Source organism: Brachybacterium sp. NPDC056505, assembly GCF_042794925.1.
Taxonomy (GTDB): domain Bacteria; phylum Actinomycetota; class Actinomycetes; order Actinomycetales; family Dermabacteraceae; genus Brachybacterium; species Brachybacterium kimchii.
The window spans coordinates 97541-121746 of record NZ_JBHTSV010000004.1 but is presented as its reverse complement, the minus strand read 5'-3'; the positions used below and the strand labels follow the sequence as shown (position 1 = coordinate 121746).

Annotated in this window: 23 protein-coding genes; 16 read left to right on the top strand and 7 right to left on the bottom strand. The window is 71.7% G+C overall.

The genetic code is table 11. The features are described from left to right. Nucleotides 1–2: 2 nt before the first annotated feature. A complete protein-coding gene (locus ACFQ53_RS04590; RefSeq protein WP_377855967.1) occupies nt 3–446 on the top strand; it encodes a DUF6912 family protein in 444 nt (147 codons plus the stop codon). Here ACFQ53_RS04590 and ACFQ53_RS04585 read toward each other — a convergent pair. Continuing rightward, nucleotides 422–925: a DUF2505 domain-containing protein gene (locus ACFQ53_RS04585; protein ID WP_377855964.1), complete on the bottom strand. Its 504-nt coding sequence runs from the start codon at nt 923–925 to the stop codon at nt 422–424. The genes ACFQ53_RS04590 and ACFQ53_RS04585 overlap by 25 nt on opposite strands. Before the next feature lie 155 nt (nt 926–1080). Here ACFQ53_RS04585 and ACFQ53_RS04580 point away from each other — a divergent pair, with 155 nt between their 5' ends. Next, nucleotides 1081–2586 carry a sensor histidine kinase gene (locus tag ACFQ53_RS04580; RefSeq protein WP_377855962.1) on the top strand — a complete coding sequence of 502 codons (1506 nt, stop codon included), beginning with the start codon at nt 1081–1083 and terminating at the stop codon, nt 2584–2586. A gap of 108 nt (nt 2587–2694) precedes the next feature. Here ACFQ53_RS04580 and ACFQ53_RS04575 read toward each other — a convergent pair whose 3' ends face one another. Continuing rightward, entirely contained in the window at nt 2695–2943 is a 249-nt protein-coding gene (locus tag ACFQ53_RS04575; protein WP_152354364.1) for a WhiB family transcriptional regulator, read from the bottom strand. A gap of 261 nt (nt 2944–3204) precedes the next feature. Here ACFQ53_RS04575 and ACFQ53_RS04570 point away from each other — a divergent pair, with 261 nt between their 5' ends. After that, nucleotides 3205–3675, top strand: a complete 471-nt coding sequence (locus ACFQ53_RS04570; protein ID WP_377855957.1) for a hypothetical protein — start codon at nt 3205–3207, stop codon at nt 3673–3675. A 36-nt stretch (nt 3676–3711) separates the two neighbouring features. On the opposite strand, the gene ACFQ53_RS04565 is transcribed toward ACFQ53_RS04570, so the two are convergent. The 5 genes from ACFQ53_RS04565 to ACFQ53_RS04545 form a co-directional block, all read right to left on the bottom strand. Next, nucleotides 3712–6207, bottom strand: coding sequence for an FtsX-like permease family protein (locus ACFQ53_RS04565; protein ID WP_377855954.1), 2496 nt, complete (start codon nt 6205–6207; stop codon nt 3712–3714). Beyond that, complete coding sequence (locus tag ACFQ53_RS04560; RefSeq protein WP_377855951.1) at nt 6204–7010, bottom strand: ABC transporter ATP-binding protein; 807 nt, start codon at nt 7008–7010, stop codon at nt 6204–6206. Before ACFQ53_RS04560 ends, ACFQ53_RS04565 begins: the two co-directional genes overlap by 4 nt. 189 nt (nt 7011–7199) lie before the next feature. After that, on the bottom strand, nt 7200–7928 hold the full coding sequence (locus ACFQ53_RS04555) for a response regulator (RefSeq protein ID WP_377855947.1): 729 nt from the start codon (nt 7926–7928) through the stop codon (nt 7200–7202). Beyond that, nucleotides 7928–9184, bottom strand: coding sequence for a sensor histidine kinase (locus ACFQ53_RS04550; protein ID WP_377855943.1), 1257 nt, complete (start codon nt 9182–9184; stop codon nt 7928–7930). The genes ACFQ53_RS04555 and ACFQ53_RS04550 overlap by 1 nt, the downstream gene beginning before the upstream one ends. Before the next feature lie 94 nt (nt 9185–9278). Further along, the gene (locus ACFQ53_RS04545) at nt 9279–10523 is read right to left on the bottom strand and encodes a YihY/virulence factor BrkB family protein (protein ID WP_377855941.1); all 1245 of its coding nucleotides are present in this window, start codon (nt 10521–10523) and stop codon (nt 9279–9281) included. Between the two features lie 327 nt (nt 10524–10850). Between ACFQ53_RS04545 and ACFQ53_RS04540 the strand changes: the two genes are divergently transcribed. The 13 genes from ACFQ53_RS04540 to ACFQ53_RS04480 all read left to right on the top strand — a co-directional run bounded on the left by ACFQ53_RS04540 (nt 10851) and on the right by ACFQ53_RS04480 (nt 24086). After that, nucleotides 10851–12080 carry a CpaF family protein gene (locus ACFQ53_RS04540; RefSeq protein ID WP_377855939.1) on the top strand — a complete coding sequence of 410 codons (1230 nt, stop codon included), beginning with the start codon at nt 10851–10853 and terminating at the stop codon, nt 12078–12080. Next, nucleotides 12077–12949, top strand: coding sequence for a type II secretion system F family protein (locus ACFQ53_RS04535; RefSeq protein ID WP_377855936.1), 873 nt, complete (start codon nt 12077–12079; stop codon nt 12947–12949). Before ACFQ53_RS04540 ends, ACFQ53_RS04535 begins: the two co-directional genes overlap by 4 nt. Continuing rightward, complete coding sequence (locus ACFQ53_RS04530) at nt 12946–13890, top strand: type II secretion system F family protein (RefSeq protein ID WP_377855933.1); 945 nt, start codon at nt 12946–12948, stop codon at nt 13888–13890. The genes ACFQ53_RS04535 and ACFQ53_RS04530 overlap by 4 nt, the downstream gene beginning before the upstream one ends. Nucleotides 13891–14173: 283 nt before the next feature. Next, nucleotides 14174–15658 carry a recombinase family protein gene (locus ACFQ53_RS04525; protein WP_377855930.1) on the top strand — a complete coding sequence of 495 codons (1485 nt, stop codon included), beginning with the start codon at nt 14174–14176 and terminating at the stop codon, nt 15656–15658. A 226-nt stretch (nt 15659–15884) separates the two neighbouring features. Next, nucleotides 15885–16046, top strand: coding sequence for a hypothetical protein (locus ACFQ53_RS04520; RefSeq protein WP_377855927.1), 162 nt, complete (start codon nt 15885–15887; stop codon nt 16044–16046). Continuing rightward, complete coding sequence (locus ACFQ53_RS04515; protein WP_377855925.1) at nt 16036–18144, top strand: AAA family ATPase; 2109 nt, start codon at nt 16036–16038, stop codon at nt 18142–18144. Before ACFQ53_RS04520 ends, ACFQ53_RS04515 begins: the two co-directional genes overlap by 11 nt. Nucleotides 18145–18447: 303 nt before the next feature. After that, nucleotides 18448–18705, top strand: coding sequence for a hypothetical protein (locus ACFQ53_RS04510; RefSeq protein ID WP_377855922.1), 258 nt, complete (start codon nt 18448–18450; stop codon nt 18703–18705). A 14-nt stretch (nt 18706–18719) separates the two neighbouring features. Further along, entirely contained in the window at nt 18720–19097 is a 378-nt protein-coding gene (locus ACFQ53_RS04505; protein WP_377855919.1) for a hypothetical protein, read from the top strand. Beyond that, complete coding sequence (locus tag ACFQ53_RS04500; RefSeq protein ID WP_377855916.1) at nt 19094–20107, top strand: hypothetical protein; 1014 nt, start codon at nt 19094–19096, stop codon at nt 20105–20107. The genes ACFQ53_RS04505 and ACFQ53_RS04500 overlap by 4 nt, the downstream gene beginning before the upstream one ends. Then, entirely contained in the window at nt 20104–20679 is a 576-nt protein-coding gene (locus tag ACFQ53_RS04495) for a hypothetical protein (protein WP_377855913.1), read from the top strand. The genes ACFQ53_RS04500 and ACFQ53_RS04495 overlap by 4 nt, the downstream gene beginning before the upstream one ends. Then, a complete protein-coding gene (locus tag ACFQ53_RS04490; protein WP_377855911.1) occupies nt 20672–22174 on the top strand; it encodes a hypothetical protein in 1503 nt (500 codons plus the stop codon). The genes ACFQ53_RS04495 and ACFQ53_RS04490 overlap by 8 nt, the downstream gene beginning before the upstream one ends. Nucleotides 22175–22251: 77 nt before the next feature. Next, the gene (locus ACFQ53_RS04485; RefSeq protein ID WP_377855908.1) at nt 22252–22965 is read left to right on the top strand and encodes a HEPN domain-containing protein; all 714 of its coding nucleotides are present in this window, start codon (nt 22252–22254) and stop codon (nt 22963–22965) included. After that, nucleotides 22962–24086, top strand: a complete 1125-nt coding sequence (locus tag ACFQ53_RS04480; protein WP_377855905.1) for an endonuclease domain-containing protein — start codon at nt 22962–22964, stop codon at nt 24084–24086. The genes ACFQ53_RS04485 and ACFQ53_RS04480 overlap by 4 nt, the downstream gene beginning before the upstream one ends. Nucleotides 24087–24206 lie beyond the last annotated feature (120 nt).

Here is a 24206-nt window from a genome sequence, read left to right as displayed (position 1 = left end):
CCATGAGGATCTTCGCGCCCGTCGGACCCGCCGATCACGACGCCCTGCGCTCCGGCGCCGCGCGGATCGTCCTGGAGACGGGGCGTCCCGTCTGGGGCGTCTCCGACGCCGCCCGCGCCGAGCGCGCGGAGGAGGACGTCGAGGAGCTCGAGTACGACGCGCTGCAGGACGCCGTGTTCAGCGCGCTGGCACAGATCGACCCGCGGATGCGGGCGCTGGTCCTCGCCGGCGACGTGCCGGACGGCTCCCTGGTCGACGCGAGCGAGGACGGCGGAGCGTTCGGGCTGCGCCTCGCCCGCGAGGACACTCTCGTGGTCGCGAGCGCCCACGCCACCGAGCTCGACGCCGCGGCCGCGGAGGTCGACGACACCGACCCCGCGCTGCTCTGGTTCGACGCGAGCGAGCTGCCTGCCGCGATCGACTACGCGGAGGCGCCGCTGCGGTAGTCCTCGGCCGAGCGCTCCTCGGCCCGCAGCACCTTCGTCACGTACGGCAGCGCGGCCTTCTCGAGCCGGCCGCCCAGCAGCGGGACCTTCGCCGTGAACTCCCCGTCGATGCTCACCGCGGAGTTCTCCCCGGCGGGCCGCAGTTCCAGATGCCCACGCATCGAGGCGGGCGCTCCCTGCACGGTCAGCTCGATGGTGCCCTGGCGCGCACCGCCCTCGGCAGGGGCCTGCCAGGACTGCACCTCGAGGATCTTCACGCTCCTGCCCACGAGCGAGCGGGCGATGTCCGGGATGCCCTCGGTGGCCAGCTCGAGATGCGTGGTGACGGTGAAGGCGCCGGCGGGATCCCCCTCCACCTCCGACGTCGCGGACTCCGCGTGCAGGGTGCGGCCGCGGATCCGGGTGTAGGCGGGATCGGCGTACATGGCCGCGGCCGCCTCGGGCGGCATCGACAGGTTCAGGTTCTCGCTCAGGCGCATGCTCCCACTATGTCAGGTGGGCCGGTCCGTCGACCGCCCCGTCCCTGCCTCGTCTCTGCCCTGTCCCTGCCTGGCCCCCATCGGCCCGGCCTGCGTGGGAGTCCGGGGCCGGTCGCCCGTGCCGAGCACCCCTGCACAGGACATATCCTGGCCGTATGCCGAGCCTCGCCAAGTACCTCTCCGACGTGCCGGACATGGATGAGAAGACCTCCGAATGGCTGCAGCTCCTGGTGGGGGACTGGGCCCTGCTGTCGGACCTGCTGCGGGCGGACCTCGTGCTGTGGGTCCGCATCCCCGCCGGCGCGCTCGCGGTCGCGCACTGCCGGCCGTCGACCGGCGCCACCGTCTACTACGAGGATCCCGTGGGGATCGAGGCGGACCCCGAGGAGAAGCCTCTGGTGCGCGCGGTCCTCGACGGCGAGGAGCCGTACTTCGAGCCCGCCGTGGTGATGAGGGAGGGCCAGGAGGCGCTGCGCCAGCTCGCCCCCGTCCGCCACGAGGGACAGACCATCGGCGTGCTCACCATCGAGGCCCCTGTGCCCGCCGGCGAGCCCAGCCGCAACGAGACCCGCCAGCACGAGCTGGGCGAGCGCCTGCTGCGCATGATGGGGGAGGGCGCCTACCCCATCGCCGGCGCTCCGATCCCCCCGCGCCGCGGTGCGCCGCGCGTGGGCGACGGCATCGTCGAGCTCGACGCGCAGGGCGTGATGATCTGGGGGTCGCCGAACGCGCTGTCGGCCTTCCACCGCTTCGGCGTCGCCGGCGACATGACCGGCAGCACGCTCGCCGAGCTCACCACGGAGCTGCTGCAGACGCGCGCCCCCGTCGACGAGTCCCTGCCGCTCGTGCTCATGGGGCGCGCGGCCTGGCGCTCGGACATGCAGGCCCGCGGCGGGACCCTCTCGCTGCGAGCGATCCCGCTGACCGCCGCGGGCAAGCGCGACGGCGCGATCATCCTGGTGCGCGACGTCAGCGAGCTGCGCCGCCGCGAGCGCGAGCTGATCACCAAGGAGGCGACCATCCGGGAGGTGCACCACCGGGTGAAGAACAACCTCCAGACCGTGGCCGCCCTGCTGCGCCTGCAGTCGCGGCGGATGAAGAGCGACGAGGCCCGCGACGCGCTCGCCGAGGCGCAGCGCCGGGTCGCCACCATCGCGCTGGTCCACGAGTCGATGCTGCAGGGCAGCGAGGAGGCCGTCTTCTTCGACGAGGTCATCGAGCGCTGCCTGCGCCTCGCCGTCGACGCCGCGAGCGCGACCGTGCACCGCGAGGGGGCCGACGTCACGGACCCGCACCAGGTCGAGGTGCGCACCCAGCGCGTCGGCAAGGTCGGCTCCGTGCGACCGGAGGAGGCGACCCCGCTCGCGCTCGTGGTCACCGAGCTCGCGACCAACGCCGTGGAGCACGGGCTCTCGGAGACCGGCGGCACGCTCACCATCCGCGCGGAGCGCACCGGCAGCCACCTGGTGATCCACATCGAGGACGACGGCGCGGGCATGAAGTCCGCCCAGCCCACCGGGCTCGGCACGAACATCGCCCAGACCCTCGTGCAGGGAGAGCTCGGCGGGACGCTGGACTGGGAGAACCGCCCCGAGGGCGGCACCCGGGCGACGATCGACGTCTACCTCGACCCCGTCAGCGTGGACGCCGCGAACGCCTGAGGCGGTGTCCGTCGGCCGACCGCGTCCGACGGTCCCCGCGGCGTCCTGACATGCGACGACGGGCGCCCCCCGGAGGGATCGCCCGTCGTGGAAGCTGCGGTGGCCGGGTCAGCCGGCGCGGCGAGCGCGCGCGTTGCGGCGCTTGAGGGATCGGCGCTCGTCCTCGGAGAGGCCTCCCCACACGCCCGAGTCCTGGCCGGACTCGAGGGCGAACTTCAGGCAGGAGGTCATCACGTCGCAGCGCTGGCACACCGCCTTGGCCTCCTGGATCTGGGTGATCGCGGGACCCGTGTTCCCGATCGGGAAGAACAGCTCGGGGTCCTGGGTCAGGCATTCCGCGCGGTGGCGCCAATCCATCTGCTACTCACTTTCCGGTCACCCCGCAGCGGCTCGGGAGCCACGGCGCGGCAGGTGGTCGCCTTCGGCAAGGCGATACGGATCTACGGGCGGACCGATGCCGAGGCGGCCGATCCTGGGTTCCCTCCATTGTCGGAGGCCTCGCGGTGGGGGACAAGAGCGCACGGGCACGACCTGGGTGGCACTTCCCACAGCGCCGTGAGCGCCCGAGGACTGCTACGGGACGCTCCCGCTGCGGGGCGCGTCGATAGAGTGCAGCACATGGCTTCCTCCGGATCTCCGTCCCCCTCGCCCCGTGGGGGCGCTCCGCGCCCCGCCACGACGGAGGACCGACCCGGCGTGCGGCGCCTGGGGACCGTGCTGCTGGGCGCCGAGGCGCTCTGCCTGCTCCTCCTCGGCGGCTTCATGATCACACGGGTCGGCTCGCAGGACGTCGGCGCCTCCCTCGCGATCGGCCTGGCCGTGTTCATCCTGCTGTTCGCGATCGCGGTCGGCCTCGCAGCGCTCTCCCTCTCGCGCCGCGGCCGCTTCGGGCTCGGCTTCGGGGTCACCTGGCAGCTGTTCCAGGCGCTCGTCGCCGCGAGCATGCTGCGCGCCGCCATCGTGGTCGTGGGCGGGATCGGCATGCTGCTGGCGATCGCGACCTTCGTGGTGCTGCTGGCCCTCGTGCGCGCGACCCCGCTGCCCTTCGACGACGAGGAGGCGAAGGGCGGACGCGGCCCCCGCGGCTGACGCCGCGAGGGCCGGAGGTCACCGGGGCGCTCCCGACTACTCGTCGGCCGAGGCGAGAGCCTGCGCGGGAGCCGTGCGCGCCGCACGGCGGCCCGGCAGCACCGAGGCCAGCAGGCCCGCCGCGAGCGCGAGCCCGAGGACCAGTGCGATCTGCCCCCACGGGATCGTGACCTGGAGCGGGAACTGCCCGCCCAGGATCGTCGCGATCCCGAGGACCCCGTAGACCGAGCCGAGCACGATCCCGACCGCCGCTCCCACGAGGGCGAGCAGCAGGCCCTCCCAGGCGAGCATCGCGCGCATCTGGCCCCGCGTCGTGCCCAGGGCTCGCAGGAGCGCGTTCTCCCCGGTCCGCTCGATCACCCCGAGGCTCAGCGTGTTCGCGACGCCGACGAGGGCGACGAGCACGGCGACCGCGAGCAGCGCGAGGGTGATGCCCAGCAGCACCGTGAGGATCTGCCCGTACATCTCGCGCTCGACGCCGGCGGCGTCGACCTGGGCGTCCGGGGCGCCGTGCTCGGCGAGGACGTCCTGGACGCCGGAGACGATGCCCATGGCGTCCTGGCCCTCGCGCGCCGCGGAGCCCTTCTCGGCGAACGCGACGAACAGGGCGGGCTGCGCGTCCTTCCCGACGAGCGCCGTGAGGGTGCTCGGGGAGACAATCGACATCTGCAGGTTGGAGTCCACCTTCACGCGCAGCTCGTGCGAGGCGCCGTCGGCCCCGTCGATCTGGAGCACCTGGCCGTCGTGGACTCCGAAGGTCTCCGCGCGCTCCTCGCCCAGCACCACGGTGCCGTCCTCGAGGGAGTCGGCGAGATCGGGCCGATGGGAGTCCTCGCGGATCTGCGCGGGCGTCGCCGCGTACAGGGTCATCGGCTCGTCGGCCCCGACCTCCACGTCCCCGTGCTCGGTCTCGGAGGCGTGGGCCACGCCGGGCACCTCCGACACCGCGCTGAGGGCGTCGTCGGGGAGCTTCTCGGCGGTGACGACGGAGTCGATGGGCTTGCGGCTGTCGAGCTCCGTGGTGAGCGTGGACTCGGTGGTGCGCGCGCCGACGGCCATCATCGTCATCAGCGTGGTGCCGATGAGCAGAGCCGCGACCGTCGCCGCACTGCGCCGCGGGTTGCGCGAGGTGTTCGCGCCCGCGATCCGCGCCGGCAGTCCGCCGATCCTCGCGACGAGCGCGCCCACGAAGCGGGTGAGCGGGCGCGTGAGCACCACGAGGCCCGCGAGCAGTCCGGCGAAGCTCACGACCCCGCCGAGGAGCCCGATCGCGACGCCGAGGCCCACGCTGCCCGTGAAGGACACCGCGACGGCCCCGACCAGTGCCAGCAGCCCCAGGGCGACCGCCGTGAGGCTCAGGATGCCGCGCGCCCCGAGACGCCGGTCCAGGGCCGGGGGAGCAGGGCGCAGCGCCTGCAGCGGCGCGACGCGCACGGCGGCCCGCACCGGGCCGAACCCCGCGAGGACCGTGAGGGCCACACCGACGACGACGGGCACGAGCAGGGACAGCGGCGTGACCGGGACGACCAGCAGGCCGTCGAGCAGTCCGACCCCGGCGGCGGCCGCCAGCAGCGCCTGGGCGAGCAGGTGCGCACCGAGAGTGCCGATCACCGCGCCCAGGAGCCCCACCAGGACGCTCTCGCGCAGCACCGTGCGGGCGACCTGACGGCGGGTCGCGCCGAGGGTGCGCAGGAGCGCGAGGGCGCGGGTGCGCTGGGCGAGGGTCACGGCGAAGGTGTTCGCCACCACGACCGCGCTCGTGACCAGGGCGATCACGACGAACACGACGAACACCATCGCGAGGGCGCCGAATCCCTGCATGACCTGGGAGACGCCGTCGTCGATCGCCTGCTGCGCGGTGAGCGCGGTGAGGGAGTCCTCCTGCAGCGCGGAGACCACCTGATCGGGATCGGCGCCCGGCTCCAGCGCCGCGAGCCACGTGCTGGTCGCTCCCGGAGCAGCGAGCACGTCCTGGTTGTGGGAGTTCACGTGGACGACGGGGGTGCCGCCGAGCGCCGTGGCGGTGCCGCTCGCGCTGATGCCGGAGACGGTCAGCTCGAGGTCGCCCGGCTTGCCGTCCGTGCGCGCTTCCGCGGGGATCTCGACCTTCTGGCCGACGCCGACGCCGAGCTGCTCCGCGGCAGCCTGGTCGAGGACCACCTCGTGCGCGGAGCGCGCGTCGTGGCCGGAGGCCAGCTCGAGGGGCTCGACCTCGTGCGGGGGATCGCTCTGCTGCTGCAGGAAGGCCGTGCGGCCCGAGCCGGCGTCCAGCTGCGTGTACCCGTCGGACTGGGGCCAGACGGCGCGGGCGTGGGGGACGTCGGGAGCCGCGGGCGCGGACCCGGCGTCCTGGTCCTCGTCGCTGACGACCACGTCAGCGCCCGCATAGCGCTGCTCGACACCCGCGGAGAGGGACGTGGTCATGAGGTTCGCCGCGATGAGCATGATCGCGACGAAGCCGCTGGCGAGGCCCACGGTGATGAGCGCCGCGAGATGCCTGCGGGGCGGGGTGAGGCGGATGCGGCGGCTCATCGCAGCACCTCGTCGGCGCTGACGCGGCCGTCGGCCAAGGAGATGATGCGGTCGGCCCGCTCGGCGGCGTCGCGCTCGTGGGTGACCATGACGACGCTCTGCCCGAACTCGTCGACGCTCACGCGCAGGAAGTCCAGGACCTCCTCGGTGGTCGTCGAGTCGAGGTTGCCCGTGGGCTCGTCGGCGAAGACGACGGCGGGGGAGGTGACCAGCGCCCGCGCGATCGCCACGCGCTGGATCTGCCCGCCCGAGAGCTGCGAGGGCAGATGGTCCAGGCGGTCGCCGATGCCGAAGGCGCCGGTGATGGTGTCCAGCCAGGCGCGGTCCGCGCGGCGGCCGGCGAGGTCGAGCGGCAGCAGGATGTTCTGCTCCGCCGTGAGCATGGGCAGCAGGTTGAAGGACTGGAAGACGAAGCCGATGCGGTCGCGGCGCAGACGGGTCAGCGCGTCGTCGCCGAGGCCGGTGATCTCGGTGCCGTCGATCTCGATCGAGCCCGCGTCGACCGCGTCCAGACCGGCGAGCACGTGGAGGAGCGTCGACTTCCCCGAGCCCGAGGGGCCCATGATCGCGGTGAACCCTCCGCGGGCGATGTCCACGTCGACGCCGTCGAGCGCCCGCACGACGCTCTCGCCCCTCCCGTAGGACTTGCGCAGACCGCGCGCCCGCAGGACGGCTTCGGGCGTCGCCGGCTCGGGACCGGTCGCGGTCGCCGCGTGCGCGGCAGGGGAGGCTGGAGAGGTCGGGGCGTCGGCCGAGGAGGGGTCCGCCGCGGCGGCCCGGTGGTGAGGAGCGGGGGAGTGCATGGAGTTCCTCCGTGGGTCGGGGCGAGGGCGGTTCCCTCGCGACGGCGTCCCGGCTGCGGCGGGACATCACGATCCTCTCCGCGCTGCAGGGGGCGCGTCGTCAGCGCCCGGTCGCCCCTGCCCCGCACGCCGCCCGACCGCGGTCGGGCAGGACCCTCCGCCCTGGGTATGACGCCGCTCCGGACTGGGTCAGGAACCGGGCGTGACCAGCCCGGACTCGAAGGCGATGATGACGGCCTGCACGCGGTCGCGGGCATGCAGCTTGGCGAGCACGCGGCCCACATGGGTCTTCACGGTGGCCTCGGCGACGAAGAGCTCTGCGCCGATCTCCTGGTTGGAGAAGCCGCGCGCCATCAGGGCGAGCACCTCCCGCTCGCGCTCGGTGAGGGCTTCGAGGACCGAGTCGTCGCGGTCCTCGGGCGGCGGGGTGCTCACCATCTGCGCCATCAGGCGGCGCGTGGCCGACGGAGCGATCACGGCGTCCCCGCGGTGCACGGTGCGGATCGCCGCGAGCAGCTCCTCGGGCTGGGCGTCCTTGAGCAGGAAGCCGCTCGCGCCCGCCCGGATCGCCGCCATCACGTAGTCGTCGATGTCGAAGGTCGTGAGCACCACGATCTTCGGCGCCCTGCCCTCCGGGGCCTCCTCGAGGATCTGCCGCGTGGCCTCGATGCCGTCGAGCCGGGGCATGCGCACGTCCATGAGCACGACGTCCACCCGATGCGAGCGCAGCTGCTCGACCGCCTCGGCGCCGTCGGCGCTCTGCAGGGCGACCTCGAGGTCGCTCTGGGAGTCGATGACCATCGCGAATCCGGCGCGCACGAGCGGCTGGTCGTCGACCAGGGCGATCCGCAGGGGGCGATCGGCCGACGGCTCGAAGGCCGGGTCCGGCGTCTGCTCGGGGGTGTGCTCCGGTGACATCATCGGGTCCTTCCGTTCAGGGGGATGCGCACGCTCACCCGGTACCCGCCCGCGGGCAGCGGACCGGTGTGCAGGGTGCCGCGGAACATGTTGACGCGCTCGCGCATGCCGGTGAGGCCGTGCCCGAGCCCGTCGGACTGGGGGTCCACGCCCTGCCCGTCGTCCTCGACGTCCAGGGAGAGCAGCGAGTCGTCGCGACGCAGGGAGACCCGGGCGGAGGCCCCGGGGCCCGCGTGCTTCATGACGTTGGTGAGGGCCTCCTGCACCACCCGGTACAGGGTGAGTCCCATCGGTCCGGGCAGGTCCGAGACCTCGCCCTCCTGGGTGAGCTCGACCGCCAGGCCCGCCGCGCGCACCTGCGCCACGAGCTCGTCGAGCGAGGCGAGGCCGGGCTGTGGGCCGAGGTCCTGGGCCTCGTCGCTGCGGAGCACGCCCAGCAGGCTGCGCATGTCGGCCAGGGCGCGCCGGCCGGTGCTGCCGATCGTCTCGAGCACGTCGGTCGCCTTGGTGGGGTCCTGGGAGGCGACGAAGCGTCCGCCGTCGGCCTGGGCGATGATGACCGAGAGCGAGTGGGCGACCACGTCGTGCATCTCGCGGGCGATGCGGGCGCGCTCGTCGGCCACGGCGAGGCGGGTGCGCTGCTCGCGCTCGCGCACGGCCTGCGCGGCGGCCTCGCGGGCCATGCGCAGCTGGTCCACGCGCACCCTCTGGTAGCGGCCGGTGGCCCAGGTGGCGAGCACGAGCGCGCATCCGAACATGAACACGACGATGCTCGCGATGATCTGCAGGTACCAGACCTCCCCGTTCCCGAGCACGAACGCGAGTGCGACGGACTGCATGAGTGCGCCGACGAAGCCGCCGATCAGGGCGAGCGTCGGCACACGGCCGCGGCCGTGCACGGTCGCGCAGTACAGGGCGTAGAAGATCATCACGTCGCCCAGGACGAGCACCATCCCGAGCACGAAGTGCACGATGGCGAGGAGTGCGATCGCCAGGACCGCCCAGCCCGTGCGAGTGCGCAGGAACGCCCCGGCGATGAACATCGGGATCGACCAGATCAGCCAGCCGTCCACGGACATCGACGGCACCAGCGGCAGCGATCCCAGCACGAGCAGCAGGGCGATGCCGCCGAAGAGTACGCCGTCCACGATCTGGGGATGCGTGGCGAGCCAGCGGAAGGGCGCGTCGAGCCGGCTCGGCGGCGGGTCCACCGGCTCGAGGGCGGTCCGGCCCTCGGGAGGCGGGGAGATGGTCATGGCCAGAGCCTAGGCTCCCGGGACCGAACGGGCGTCCGACCGCGGGAGGAAGCCCGCCGCAGCGGATCCGCCCGGGGGCGGAGCGGGGACGGGGTCAGCGGTCCGCGCCGTCGGCCGCATCGGAGGAGCCGGAGGGTTCCTCTCGGTCCTCGCCGCCGTCTCCCGCGGCGGTGGAGTCCTCGGCGTCCTCGTCGCCCTGGGCAGGGATCGCGCCCGTGGGGTTCCGTGGGACGATGCGGGCGTTCTCGCCGGTGTAGGAGTCCTGGTCGCGGTGGAGGTTCTGCAGGCGCAGGTCGCGGCCGGCGTCGACGACCTTCTCGTACTTCGCCTCCTTCTTCTCCGCGCCCTTCTCCCCGCGCATCGGCACCTCGAAGCCGTTCTCCGCGGGCAGGCCCGCCTGCAGCTCCTTCGCGCGTTCGTACTCGGCGTCGACCTCGGCACCCAGGATGATCACGATGTTCATCACCCAGAGGGCGAACAGGATCGCCATCACGCCGCCGATCGCACCGTAGCTCGAGTAGCTCGCGAAGGTGCTCATGTAGATCGAGAGGACCACCGCGGCCACCGCGATGCCGACGATCGCGAAGACGCCGCCGGGGGAGATCAGCCGGAAGGGCTTGGCGATGTTCGGGGCCGCCCAGTAGAGCACCGAGACCAGCACGAACATCAGGACCACGATGACGGGCCACTTGAGCCACGCCCAGATCGGCAGGAAGGAGGTCACGAGGAACTCGACGAAGCCGGTCATGTGCAGCGGCTCGGCGATCGGCCGCAGCAGGCTCTCGGCGATGGTGGCGTTGAGCATGAAGGAGATGCCTATGACCAGAAGGCCGATGACCAGGCCCGCGGTGACCGCGAGCATGCCGAGGTTGAAGCGCACGGGGTTGCGCCCCTCGGGGATCTCGTAGATGCGGTTGGCGACCCGGGAGAACGCCTTCACGTAGGCCGAGGCGGACCAGAGGGCCACTGCGATGCCGATGACCAGAGCGATGATGCCGCCGGAGGCCTTGCCCATGAGGCTCTGGAGCGTGGTGTTCACGAGCGTCTTGAGGGTGTCGGGGTCGCCGAGCTGCTGGCCGAGACCGGAGTTCATGACGGCATCGGTGACGAGCTTGGCGATCTGATCCTTGATGCTCGAGAGCACGAGCGCGGCCAGGGAGAACACGGCCAGGAGCATCGGTGCGATCGAGAGCACCATGAAGTACGTGAGCTTCGCGGCCTGGTCGGTGCCGCCGTCGCGCCCGAACTCGCTGAGGACGCGCTTGATCATGTACATGATCGCGGGGCGCTTAAGGCGCACCTTCTCGTCCTCGGCGGTGCCGCTGGGGTTCTCGGCCATCGTTGCCTCCGCGGGAATCAGGGGAAGGGACGCGCCCATCGTGCCACGGGAAGGCGTCGCGACCGGCGCGAACACGGTGAGAGTGCGCCCAGCACGAAGGATGTGGGGCCTCCCGGGGGGTCGCGGAGCGGCGCATACCCCGCACATCGGCCCGGACGTCATCGTTGTCCTACACGATCGCTGCCCCTGCGCGCCGCCGCCCGAAGTTGTCCACATCGGCGGGCCGGCAATTCCCAGACCCCGTACAGTATCCAGCGTTGAGAGGCGCATCACGGATCCGTGCCGTGCCCCAGGGGCACGCGCACACGGAGCAACGAAGGGGACCGGATGGAAGCGGCGGCCATCATCGAGGCCGAGGCCAGGGAGCTGATCAGGCGGCGGGGTCTCGACGCCCGCGCCGATCAGCTCGAACCCCTCATCCGTGAGGTCGTCACCGACTACGATCAGCGCTCGGCCGGAGGCGCCGTCCCCGTCGTCCGCGATGCGGAGACCGTGGTCGCGGAGGTCGCCGCGAGGATCGGCGGCTTCGGCCCGCTCCAGGAGTTCCTCGACGATCCCGAGGTCGAGGAGATCTGGGTGAACTCACCCAGCGAGATCTTCTGCGCCCGCTCCGGGCGCAGCGAGCTGACGCCCGTGGTCCTCACCGACGACGAGGTCCGAGGGATCGTCGAGCGCATGCTCGTGAGCTCCGGTCGGCGCCTGGACCTCAGCTCGCCGTTCGTGGACGCCCTCATGCCCGACGGCAGCCGACTGCACGTGCTCATCCCTCCGATCTCCCGCAAGCACTGGTCGGTGAACATCCGCAAGTTCGTCGCCCGCGCGCACGACATGCGCGACCTGGTGGCGCTCGGCTCCCTCACACCGCAGGCCGCGGACTTCCTCGACGGCGCCGTCGCCGCCGGGCTCAACGTGATCGTCTCGGGGGCGACCGGGGCCGGGAAGACGACGATGCTCAACTGCCTGGCCGCCGCGATAGGTCCCCGCGAGCGCGTGGTCACCATCGAGGAGGTGTTCGAGCTCGACCTGCGCCTGCGGGACGTCGTCGGCATGCAGACCCGACAGCCGAACCTCGAGGGCACCGGAGAGGTCACGCTGCGTCGCCTGGTGAAGGAGGCGCTGCGCATGCGACCCAGCCGCATCGTCGTCGGGGAGGTCCGCGAGGCGGAGAGCCTCGACATGCTCATCGCGCTCAACAGCGGACTGCCAGGGCTCGCGAGCATCCACGCGAACTCCGCGCGCGATGCCATCACCAAGCTGTGCACGCTGCCCCTGCTCGCCGGGGAGAACGTCTCCAGCCGCTTCGTCGTGCCCACCGTCGCCAGCTGCATCGACCTCGTCGTCCATCTCGACATCCTGCCCGGCGGCCAGCGCCAGGTGCGCGAGATCGCCGCCCTGCCCGGTCGCACGGAGGAGGGTGTCGTCGAGATCGCCGACATCTTCCACCGCAGAGGCGACGGCCGGCTCGAGCGGGGCGAGGGGTACCCGCCGCACGCCGAGCGCTTCGAGCGCGCGGGCCTGGACCTCGGCCGCCTGCTCGGGACGAAGGAGCGCGCATGATCGACGGCGCGTTCATCGGCCTCGTCGCGGGCATCGGGCTGCTGCTCGTATGGCTCGGCTTCTGGGAGTCCCCCGTGCGCGAGACCCGACACGGACCGGTCTCGCGATGGCTGGACCGGGTGCGCGACGACCTCATCGCCGTCGGGCTCGGCTCCGTGCCCGCGGGCGCCGTCCCCGTCATGTGTCTGGGCCTCGGCCTCGCCCTCATGATCCTCGTCTGGTCGATCTCCGGTGCGACGGTCCCGGCCGCCGCGATCGGCGCCGTGGTCAGCGTGCTCCCGCCGATCCTGCTGCGAGCCCTCGCACGCCGCCGTCGCACCCAGCTGCGCGAGCTCTGGCCCGAGGTCGTGGACCACATGAACTCCGCCATCCGCGCCGGCATGTCGCTGCCGGAGGCACTTGCCCAGGTGGGGCGGCGAGGGCCGGAGGAGCTGCGCCCTCCCTTCGAGGAGTTCGGTCGGGACTACCAGGTCAGCGGCGACTTCGCGAGCAGCCTCGATCGACTCAAGGACCGCCTCGCGGACCCCGTCGCCGATCGCATCGTCGAGGCCCTGCGCGTCACCCGTGACGTGGGCGGCACCGACCTCGGCGTGCTGCTGCGCACCCTCTCCGCCTTCCTGCGGGAGGACGCCCGCACCCGCGCCGAGCTCGAGGCCCGCCAGTCCTGGACCGTCAACGCGTCCCGGCTCGCGCTGGCCGCCCCCTGGATCGTGCTCGCCCTCATGTCCACCCGCCCCCAGGCCGCGCAGGCCTACGACTCGACGGCAGGTCTCGTCGTGATCGTCTCCGCCGGCGTCGTGTCCGTGATCGCCTACCGCGTCATGCTGCTCATCGCACGCCTCCCGCAGGACGAGCGGGTGCTTCGATGAGCGGGGCGGCGCCCGTGCTGATCGGGGCGGGGATCGGGCTGGTCGCGGGTATCGGGCTGGCCCTCGTGGCGGTGGGCAATCCGTGGCTGCGCCGACGTGACCTCGCAGCCCGCGTCGATCCCTATCTGCGTCGGGACCGCGGCAGCGCGCTGCTCGAGCACGGGGCCTCGGCCTCCGGCGCCCGCACCTTCGTGCGCACCCTCCTCGGCCCCGTCGCGCAGCGCATGCTGGGCCTGCTCGAACGGCTCACGGGCGGATCCGAGCAGCTCGAGAAGAGGCTGCGCATGGCCGGCCGCACGAGCGGCATCGAGGCGTTCCGCGTCGAACAGGTGCTGTGGGGCATCGCCGGGCTCGTGATCGGCCTCGTGCTCGCCTTCCTCGCCGTCGGCGCACGCGGCGCTAGCCCGCTGCTCGGACTTCTCATCGTCCTGCTCGGGGGCGTGATCGGAATCGTCGGCCGCGACCACCTCCTCCAGCGCACCGTCGCCCGTCGCGCCGCCCGCATGGCCCGCGAGTTCCCGACGGTCGCGGACCTGCTCGCGCTCGCCGTCGCCGCCGGGGAGAGTCCCGTCGCGGCGATGGAGAGGGTGGCGCGCTCCAGTCGGGGTGCCCTGCCCGAGGAGTTCGGGCGCACAGTGGCGGAGATCCGGGCCGGCTCGAGCGTCTCGCATGCCCTCGTCCAGCTCGGCAACCGCACACCCCTTGAGGCGCTCGCGCGCTTCGGGGAGGGCGTCTCGATCGCGATCGAGCGCGGCACTCCGCTCGCAGAGGTGCTGCGGGCGCAGGCGCAGGACGCCCGGGAGGCCTCCAAGCGCGACCTCATGGAGCTGGCCGGCCGCCGCGAGATCCTGATGATGGTCCCCGTGGTGTTCTTCGTGCTGCCGCTGGTGATCGTCTTCGCCATCTTCCCCGGGCTCGCCGTCCTGGACATCGCCCTGTGAGCGCCCATGGCCAGCATCCGATCCTCCCCGTCCCTCCTCCCCATCCCTGACCCCATGCGCCGCGCCTCCGCGGCAGAAGGAGAACACCATGACGATCCACCGACTGACGATGCACCGCACACACCCCGCTTCCCTGCGCGTCGGGCCTCGCCACCGGCGCCCGATGTCCGCGGGCTCCCGGGCCTCCCTGACGGACGAGCGCGGGGACGTGCCCGGCTGGGTGATGATCACGCTGATGACGGCGGCGATCCCCGTAGGGAGATTGACAGCGTAATCTGAGAACATGCCTCGCACCCCTCGCCGCTCCGCAGCAGCCCTCGACGACCTGCTCGCAGCTCCCGCCCGCGCCGCGATCTATAACCGCGTGAGCCTCGACCGCGACGCCGACGAGCACGCAGTCACCCGGCAGAACACCGCCGCGCAGGCCCTCGCAGCGTCGCGAGGATGGGACGTCGTCGAGGTCTACACCGACAACTCGATCAGCGCGTCGAAGCGCGAGATCGTCCGACCGGGCTACGAGAAGATGCTCGCCGACTTCCGGGCCGGGCTGTTCTCGATCATCATCGTGCAGGATCTCGACCGGCTCACGAGGCAGCCCCGGCAGCTCGAGGACTGGATCGACGAGGCCGAGCGCGGAGACCTTCGGATCGTCACCCTCAACGGCGAGGCGGACCTCGGCACCGACGGCGGACGCATGTACGCGCGGATCAAAGCAGCGGTGGCTCGAGGCGAGGTGGAGCGCAAGGGCGCCCGGCAGAAGCTCGCGAATGAGCAGCGCGCACGGGCCGGGCACTGGCCGTTCTCGAGGCGTCCCTACGGGTACCTGCGCCGCGAGGGCAAGGTCGAGATCGTCGAGGACGAGGCCGAGGTGCTGCGCGAGGCGTACCGGCGCATCGTCGCCGGGGAGAGCTACTACAGCGTCGGCGAGGATCTGAACGCTCGCGGGGTGCCGACGCTGGGCGGCGGGACGTGGACGCCCCGGCAGCTGGCGCGCACGCTCGACAACGCTCGCAACGCCGGGATCGTGGTACACAACGGCGAGCGTATCGACGTCGAGCCGCAGTGGGAACCGATCATCGACCGGCGGACCTGGAGCGACTACACCGGTCTGCGTGAGAACCGGAAAAGGAAGGGCGGATGGTCGAGCGCGCACAAGCACCTGCTCTCGGGTCTGCTGATCTGCGGCGTCTGCGGCGCACGCATGCTCGCGCGCCCCGACCGCGGAGTGCAGGTGTACTCGTGCACGGAAGCGTGGTGCACGTCGATCACGGCCGAGGACATCGACCCGGTCGTCGAGGAGATCGTGCTCGCCCGGCTCCGGGACAAGCGCATCGTGCGCGCCCTGCGCAAGCGCCCGACCACGGCCCCGCTCGAGGAGGAGATCGAGGCACTGAGCACCCGCCTGACCGACGTCACGGATCTGCTCGCTGAGGGGGTTCTCGACCGGGCTCGAGCGCGCGAGCAGGCGCGGAGCCTGACGGAGCAGATCGAGCGGAAGCGCTCGCGGCTGGCAGCACTGCGCCGTGAGTCTCCGCTGACCGACCTTGCCCTCGCACGGTCCGTGGGGCCGATCTGGCGGAAGATGGGCATCGTCGCGAGGCGCCGCGTCATCACCGAGCTGGGCCTGCGGGCGACCATCCTCAAGGGCAAGCCGGGCCGTCGGCCGCGGGACGCCGAGGGGAAGCGGATCCCCGACCTCGAGCGCATTGCCGTCGACTGGATCGGCTCGGAGGAGGACGGGCTCGAGGGCGACGCTGTGGCTCGCTGATCAGCCCAAACGCGGGCGCGGGCCTTGTGCCCGGTACTACCACACGGGTAGGATCGGTGCTACAGCAGGCGCGGGACTGACTTCCCGGCAACGCGCGATAGGGACACGCCCAGAGACGGCGAGCGCGACGCAAGACGCACAAGGCTCCCCCAGCTCACCACCGGCTCGGCATACAGCGGTGGCAGACCCGCACTAGGTGCGGGCGCGTACAGCTGAGGTCGAGCCGATGCCCACCGCCATTCCATCCATCGCGCAGCCCTGCGCAGCCGCGAGCGTGCGCGAGTTCGTCGACGCCGCCGTCGCAGCTGCGCCCCCGCTGACCGAGCAGCAGGTCGCCCGCCTCGGCGCGATCCTCTCGCCCCTGCCGGGGAACGCCGATGGCCGCTGAACATGCGACGGCCCCGGCTCCCGAGAGAGGGAGCCGAGGCTCGAGAAGAGACGACCCCGTCGCCCAGTTCGATTCTACGTCGAGTAGCGATCGAGGGCGCGAGTTCGCGGTTGTCACGGCGGCCGGTCCGGATGGGATCTGGGAGCCCACCACGATCACGTTCGACGACTACGCCGAGAAGGCGAAGCACCCGGCCGACCACAAGGCGTGCGGGGCCGTCATGTGCGGCACGCTCACGGGTGACCGCAAGAGACGCACCGACGTCCTGACTCGAACGATGGCGACGCTCGACGTTGACCAGGCCGAGGCGGGACTGATCGACGCGGTGAGAACGCTCGGAGTGCAGACGCTCGTGCACTCGACCTACCGACACACCACGGAGGCGCCGCGCTACCGGCTGGTCATGCCCTACTCGCGCGAGGTGACCCCCGGCGAACACGTGCACGTCTCCCGCGTGCTGATGCACGAGCTGGGCCATGAGCAGTTTGATCCCCGTAGCGCCTATCCCGAGCAGTGCATGTTCTGGCCCTCGACGAGCGACCCCGAGCAGTACGTCGTCAAGGTGTTCGACGGCCCTCTGCTCGACCCTGACCAGTACCTCGGCTGCGAGCTGCCTGCTGAGCGCCCGCGGGAGCCCGCAGCGCGGCCGAGCGCCGCGGTCGCGGCCCCGGCGTCCCCTCGGCCTCGGGCGTACGCGCAGGGGGGTGTCTCGAGAGCCTTCGGGGAGTTGCAAGAGCTTGTCTCGCTGACCGAACGCGCCCGAGACCACAAGGGGCGTGGCTGGGAGGAGAACGGAGGACTGCACGCGCATGCCTGCAGCCTTGTCGAGCTCTCCAACCTGGACCCTGCGGGGCATCCTCTCGACGAGATCGGGCGCCGGTTCGTAGGCGCCGCCCCAGCCGGTGAGGAAGGACGGTTCCAACATCACTGGGATGACGCCGTGCAGCACGTCGGCGACCGCCCCGCCGAGCTGCCCGATGACCACAGCGGTCTGCAGATCGAGGTGATCGACGACCGCACGGACGGCGCCAAGCCCGAGCTGACGCATGTGGATCTCTCCGCTCTGTTGTCCGGCGGCAAGCTCCCGGAGCCGCCGCGCCCTTCGATCCTGCGCCGGACTGATGAGAGCCCGCTGTTCTACAGCGGGCGGGTGAACAGGCTGTTCGGTGACCCTGAGAGCGGGAAGTCGTGGGTGTTGCTGGCTGCTGCCGCCGAGGTGCTGGAGGACGGCGGGACTGTCGCCCACCTCGATCTCGACCACATGGACCGGGCGGAGCTTGTGCAGCGCCTCGCGATGCTCGGGACGCCGCTCACGGTGCTGGGAGATCCCTCCCGCTTCCGCCTCTACCAGCCGGGAGACGGCGCGGATCTCTCCCGCGCGGTCGCTGAGGTTGTCAGCTGGAACCCGGATCTCGTCGGCCTCGACTCCCTCGGTGAGGTGCTGCCGATGCTGGGCCTCTCGAGCAACAGCCCCGATGACTACACCGCCGCGCATCGCCGCGTGGTGCAGCCCCTCGCCGACGCAGGGTCTGCCGTGGTCATCATCGACCACCTCGCGAAGTCGACCGACTCACGGGTGAAGGGTCCGGGAGGCACCCTCGCGAAGGGCCGCCCGATCCGAGGCGTCTCCCTGCGTGTCTCGATGCTCCGACTGTTCTCCCCGGGCCATGGCGGAGCCTGCCGCCTCACGATCGACAAGGACACCGCCGGAGGCGTCCGTGCGAGCTGCCCGCCGAAGGGCAGGAGCGCCGAGCAGCAGGCGGGCGTGTTCACCCTGACGCAGCAGTCGGATGGCTCCCTGGACTGGTACGTCGAGGCGCCCAGGGCCGAGGGCGACCCGATGCCGGAGCTGGTCGACGAGGCGGCGTTGCAGGCCGTGAGTCAGGCACTCGAGCAGTCGCAGGAGGCCCTGAGCCAACGCAAGGTGGCGACGGCCGCCGAGGTCCGCCCGGCGCGAGTGCCCGAGCTGCTGGAGCAGCTGGAGCGAGGCGGGTACGTCCGCCGGTTCAGCCGGGGCCAGGGGCGGATGGCCGAGTCGATCAAGCCCTACCGGGCCGGGGATCCCCTTCCCATGGCCGATGGGGAGGCCGACGGATGAGCACCCGAGACCACCGCTTCCCACCGCTTCCCGACCGCTTCCGTGAATCACTGCCTCACCCCGACCCGAACCGCTTCCATGATTCCCGACCCTTAGGGAGGGAATCAGGAAGCGGTCGAGGGAGGCGCCCCAGAGGAACCACCCGACTGCTTCCCGAGCGGGAAGCGGTTCGGCTGGCCGCAGAAGCTCGGACCGACGCGCGCGGCATGCGGACCAGATGCAGGGGCTCGCCCCCAGAGGGAGAGCGCCCCACCCCGCACCCCGCACCCCGACACCACACCCGACCGCCTGGAGGGCCCGACCATGACCATCGACCTCGCGCAGCGCGCCGCAACCCGGCGCGCACTGCACTTCGCGCTTACCGTCCCGTGCCACCGGCACCACGTCCTCATCGGGGAGCCCTGCTGGACGCTCCCCGCCGCCTGCTCCCGCGGGGAGCTGATCGGCGTCTGCAAGGGACGCATCGGCGCTGCGAAGGCAGCCCAGCGTGCGCAGGCCGAGGGGCGTCCCCTTCCCGGATCCCGCCGCCGCTCATCCCGCCATCTGGGCATGCGCCCCTGAACAGGAGAACCACCATGACGACCATCCGATCCAACCCCCTCGACGCCTACCGGCTGCGGCCCGGCGCCCGGCAGGTGGATGCCCACAACTACATCGAGCAGAACAGAGCCCGCCCGACCCTCGCTGAGGCGAGCGCGCTCGGCGACCACCGCGCAGCCGCCCGCCCGTTCCATCCCTGCCCGGAGTGCGCCGCCGCCGGGCGGCCCGGCCGCATCGGCTCGCGGCGCACGGACTGCGGCACGTGCAACCGCTTCGCCGCGGCCGTGCGCGGGGCCGTCCGCCGCCGCGCCCTCTCCCTGCTGACCGCCGGAGAGCAGGAGCGCCTACGCATCGCAGCCGAGGCCGAGGTGTTCGAGCGCATGACCACCACCGCCGAGGAGGCAGACCGATGAGCACGACCGAGAGCACCGAGACGACGCCCGAGAGCACCGAGAGCACGACCTATCCCGAGCTGGCCGGCGACGCGCTCGCCTGCGGATTCTGCGGGGCCGCCGTGCACAACCCCTCCCAGCAGGGCACGTTCACCCTGACGCCGATGGCAGCGCTGCGCGGGAACGCGATCACGCCCTACCGAGGCCCCGAGATCGCATTCGCGACCTGCCGCGGATGCGCGGCGCGACATGCGGAGGCACAGAGGATCCTCGCGGCCCATCCTGGGATCCGGCGCCGCTTCGGAGCCGACAACGCCCAGCATCGCCTGAGCGGAGCCCTCGACGGCTGCGCGGCGCTCGGCGTGAAGCCGCCGAAGAACCTCATCGGGAACCGCGATCTCGTTCTTCACCTGATGGCTGTCATGGTGGTGCCCGGCGTGAACGTCCGATGGCTGCGCCTGTTCGGCCCCGTGATCGGCACCGTCAGCCCGAGCCGGAGCGCCGGGGTCGCGTGGTCGCAAATGCCCCCGGAGCTGCGCGAGGAGCTGCGCAAGGCATACGCGAGCGTGCTCGCCTACCGCGTCGCGCAAGACGGTCCCGACCAGCAGATCCCGTGCCCTGACGGCAGCGGCTGCCTGCTGTGCGGCGTCGCGGCACTCGCCATGCGCGCGACTCGCGTTGTCGCCCTCGGCGGCGCCACGGGCGCCGTGGCCGCCGCCTGGTCACCCCGCACCGTGCCTCTCGCATCCATCGGCGGCAAGAGCGGGCGCACGCAGGTCGAAGGGCACCTGTGTCCGGTCTGCGACGAGGCCGTCGCCTACGTCGGCAGCATCGGCCCTTCCGCGATGGCGCGCGCGCTCAGCAAGCACCTTCGCGCCGTCGGCGACCAGCAGACGGCCTCACAGCTCGACGCCGCCGCCCGCGAGGACGCCGTCGAGGGCATCGTCGGGCACGCTGTGCTCGGCGGCCCGGGCGCCACGGAGCCCTGGGCGCACCTGCAGCTCGGCGAGACCTTCGGCGGCGTGCGATGAGCGGCCGCCGCAAGGGATCCGGCATCCCCGCCTCTGGCATCCCCGCGCACGGCACGAGGCCGCCGTTCGCGCCCGGGCACAGCCTCTCCCTGCGCTCGGGTCACCGGTCGCCGCGCGTGTACGGGGAGTTGGCGCAGGCCCTCGCGGCCGGGCTGCTCGAGGACCGTCCCGACCTCGCGCCCTACCCGGAGGCCGTCGCATCGTGGTCGACCCTCGAGGCGCAGGTCGCTCTGCTGCGACGGCACGTCGCCGAGGTGGGAGTGATCGACCCGGATACGGACGCGCCGAGGGTAGGAGTCCTCCACTGGCTCACGAGGCTGGAGAAGAACGCTGCGGAGCACCGCGCCCGGCTCGGGCTCGACCCCCGTGCCGAGGCGCAGCTCGCTCGAGAGCGGGCGACCGCGTCCGTGCTCGCCGTCGACCTCGACGACCTCGCCCAGCGCGGCCGTGAGGCTCTGGCGGCGCGCCCGCAGGCGGGCGTCGAGCCCGACCCCGTGGTCGGCGCGCTGGAGCGCGTGCGGGAGGCCGGGAAGAAGGCGATGATCGAGCAGGACGGCGTCGGCGATGAGTGAGACGAAGGTGCCGGGGCTCGACCCGCTGGACCTGATGGGCGGGCTGCGGCTGGAGGACGGGCGCACGTGGGGCGCGGTCGCGCGCCCGTTCCAGCGGACAGACGCAGAGGCCGTTCTGCGGCCCGGCGAAGGGGATCCCCGGAGGCACTACATCCTGCGAGGACGAGGCATGTCGAAGACCTCGGACCTCGCGGCGATGTGCCTCTCGCTGCTGCTCACGCAGGCCCCCGCACGCTCCCGCTGCCACGTGTACGCCGTGGACGCGGAGCAGGCAACGCTGTTCATGGACGCGTTCGCCGGGCTCGTGGGGCGCACGCCCGGGCTGCCGGGCGCCGTGGACCTCGGCGCCAGGTCCGTCACGGTGCGCTCGAGCGGGGCGAGCCTCTCCGTCGAGTCGAGCGACGGTGCGTCGGCGTACGGCACGCGGCCGTGGCTGACTGTGGTGGACGAGCTGGGCGTCTGGCCGTCGACGGCGAACCATCGCCGTCTGTGGGGCGCGATCGTCTCGGCGGTGCCGAAGGTGCCGGGCTCACGGCTGCTGGTGATCGGCACCGCCGGGTCGCCGACTGGGCTGGGCGCCGAGGTGTGGGCAGAGGCGGAAGCGTCGGAGCACTGGCGGACCTCGAGGGAGCCCGGCCCCTCGCCGTGGTGGACGGCGGCCGACATTGCGTCGACGCGGGCGGACCTGACGGCCTCGGAGTACCGGCGGCTGATCTTGTGCGAGTGGGCAGAGTCCGACGACGCCCTGACGTCTCCCGAGGACGTCGACGCGGCGATCCGCGCGGGCTCTGCGGTGCTCGACCCGCGGCCGGGCATGGAGTACGTCGCCGCCCTCGACGTCGGCACCCGCCGCGACCTCACGGCGCTGGCCGTGGGCCACGCGGAGCGGGCCGAGGAGGGCCGCCGGGTCATCATCGACCGGGTGCTCTACTGGCGCCCGCAGGACACAGGCGGGCGCGTGGACCTCGCCGAGGTGGAGGCCGCCGTGCTGCGTGCGTGCAAGGCCTACGGGGCGCGGCTGCGGTTCGACCGGATGCAGGCCGAGCAGCTGACGGGGAACCTCGCGCGGGCAGGCACCCGTACGGAGGAGTTCGTGTTTAGCTCGGCGGGCGCGAACCGTCTTGCGCGCTCGGTGTTCGTGGCGCTGCGCGACCGGGCGCTCTCGCTGCCGGATGACGAGGAGGTGCGCGCGGAGTTCGTGAGCACGCGCATGGTGGAGACGGGGCCAGGGACGGTGAAGCTGCAGAACCCGCCGGGCTCGCATGACGACATCGTCGCGGCCGTCGGCATGGTCATCTCGGACCTGATGGACCAGCCAGAGCCGGGCGGCGCGATGGTGACGGTGCCCAGAGGCCGCAGGGACGCCGTGAGGCTCGCTCAGCGAGCCTCGCAGCGCCCGTCGCTCCCGCTCCCGCTGCGGGCTCGGGAGGCGGCGCGAGAGCGCGTTCCGCAGAGTCTGCGCAGGGTGCGGATCGAGCGGCCACCCGGCAGATAGCGGCATGAGGTCAGGGCTAGGGAGCAGTGTCGGACAATCGCGACCCCACGGCCACGGCACAAGGCACTATGTACTACATGCCCGCCACAGCCGCGCATGCGGCATTCCAGCAGAACAGCCGCGACGTCGACCGGCTGATGGAGTTCCACCGTAACGAGGGAGGCTCGAAGAAGGGGCGCCGCTGGAGGCTGGAAGTGCTTAACAAGTCGGCGATCGTGTTGTTGTGCGCTGCATGGGAGGCGTACTGCGAGGACGTCGTCGGAGCGGTGGTCGCGCACTATGTGGATCACGCACCTGTAGCCACCAAGCTGCCACATGCTCTCAAGGAAAAGATCACCGGGGAGTTGACAGCGAAGGGCGAAACATACCGGGTGTGGGAGCTGGCTGGTGACGGCTGGCGAGACCTGTTGCGTTCGAGACTCGCCGACCTCAAGACAAAGCGTGACCGGGATCTGAACACACCCAAGGCCGACCGGCTGCGCGTGTTCTTTCGTCACAGCGTCGGATGCGACGACATCACCAAGCACTGGTCATGGCGACGCACGACACCGGCAGCCGCGACGGAACGACTGGACGCTTTCGTAGAGCTGCGAGGGTCCATTGCGCATCGCGCCGAGGGCACAGCGTCGGTGACAAAGCGCGACGTTATGACCACTAAACGGCTCGTCAGAGACCTGGTGAACGCCACGGATGCCGCGATGATCGCGCTCGCGCTCGATGTTACGGGCACACCGATGCGGGACACGGAGCCGACGAATAGCGATGTGCTTTCACCAGTGGACGAGGGATGAGCATCGCGATGAGGCCATGCCGGGACTGCCGGGCGCCGATGCGCCGGGACGAGTACATCGTCGAGGATGACCCCCTCGCCCCGCTGCAGTTCGCGATCTGTCGAAGCTGCCGCGCGAGGCGAGAAGCAGCCACCGGGCGTGCGATTCGACCACGTCGCACGGCCGCCGGAGCGACCCGCAAGCGCTGCAGCAACTGCTCTGAGGTGAAGGACGTCTCCGAGTTCTCGCCCGTCGGAACCTTCGTCACGGGCGAGATCAAGTACGGGTCGAAGTGCAAGGCGTGCAACGCGTCGATCAAGCGCGCGAAGCACGTGCCCGCTCCGTACGACTGGACGGCGTGGCGGCCGAAGGAGACCAAGGTCTGCAGGGTGTGCGGGGCCGAGCTGCCGCTCTCCGAGTTCCCGAAGAGCAGGATCTCCAAGCACGGACAGCAGCTCCACCACGGGACATGCAAGAGCTGCGGGACAGGCAAGGCGAAAGGATGGCGGGGAACTCAAGATCCCGCGAGGCTCAAGGCGCAGCGCCGAGTCTGGCTGTTCAGCCTGGACCAGGAGCAGTACGGCCAGATCCTGCGCTCGCAGGGCGGTGCCTGCGCGATCTGCGCGATGTCCTTTGCCGCGGATGGCCGGGACGTCTACATCGACCATGACCACTTGTGCTGCCCTGGCAGGAGATCGTGCGGGAAGTGCATCCGAGGATTTCTGTGCAACCGCTGCAACACCGCGCTCGGGCAGCTCCGGGACAGCAAGGCGATCCTCGAGGCGGCGCTGAGGTACGTCGAGAGCACCGTGCGCCCCCTGGCAGCCACGTCTGGTGCCTGGTATCGCGAGCAGGATCGCTGGCTGATCTCGCACATGATGAGCGGCGACGAGTACGCCACCATGCGCGATCAGCAGGACGGGTGCTGCGCCATCTGCCAGGAGAAGAGCTCGTCGCTGGAGATCGACCACGATCACAGCTGCCACCCTGGGCTGCGATCGTGCCGACAGTGCATCCGCGGGCTGCTCTGCCCGCGCTGCAACAAGGGTCTCGGACTACTGCAGGACTCATCCGACCGTCTGCGAGGAGCCCTCGCTTACCTCGACCGCCGCCCGTTGTCTGACGGCGGAGTCGTGAAATGAGACCCCTATTACCCCGCCGATGTCCCTACGGGGATCGTCGTCGCTCTGTGGGCCGTGGCGTCCGATCAGATCGTGCAGATCTTCAACAACGCCATGGAGCCCTTCCTGAACCGGAAGCTC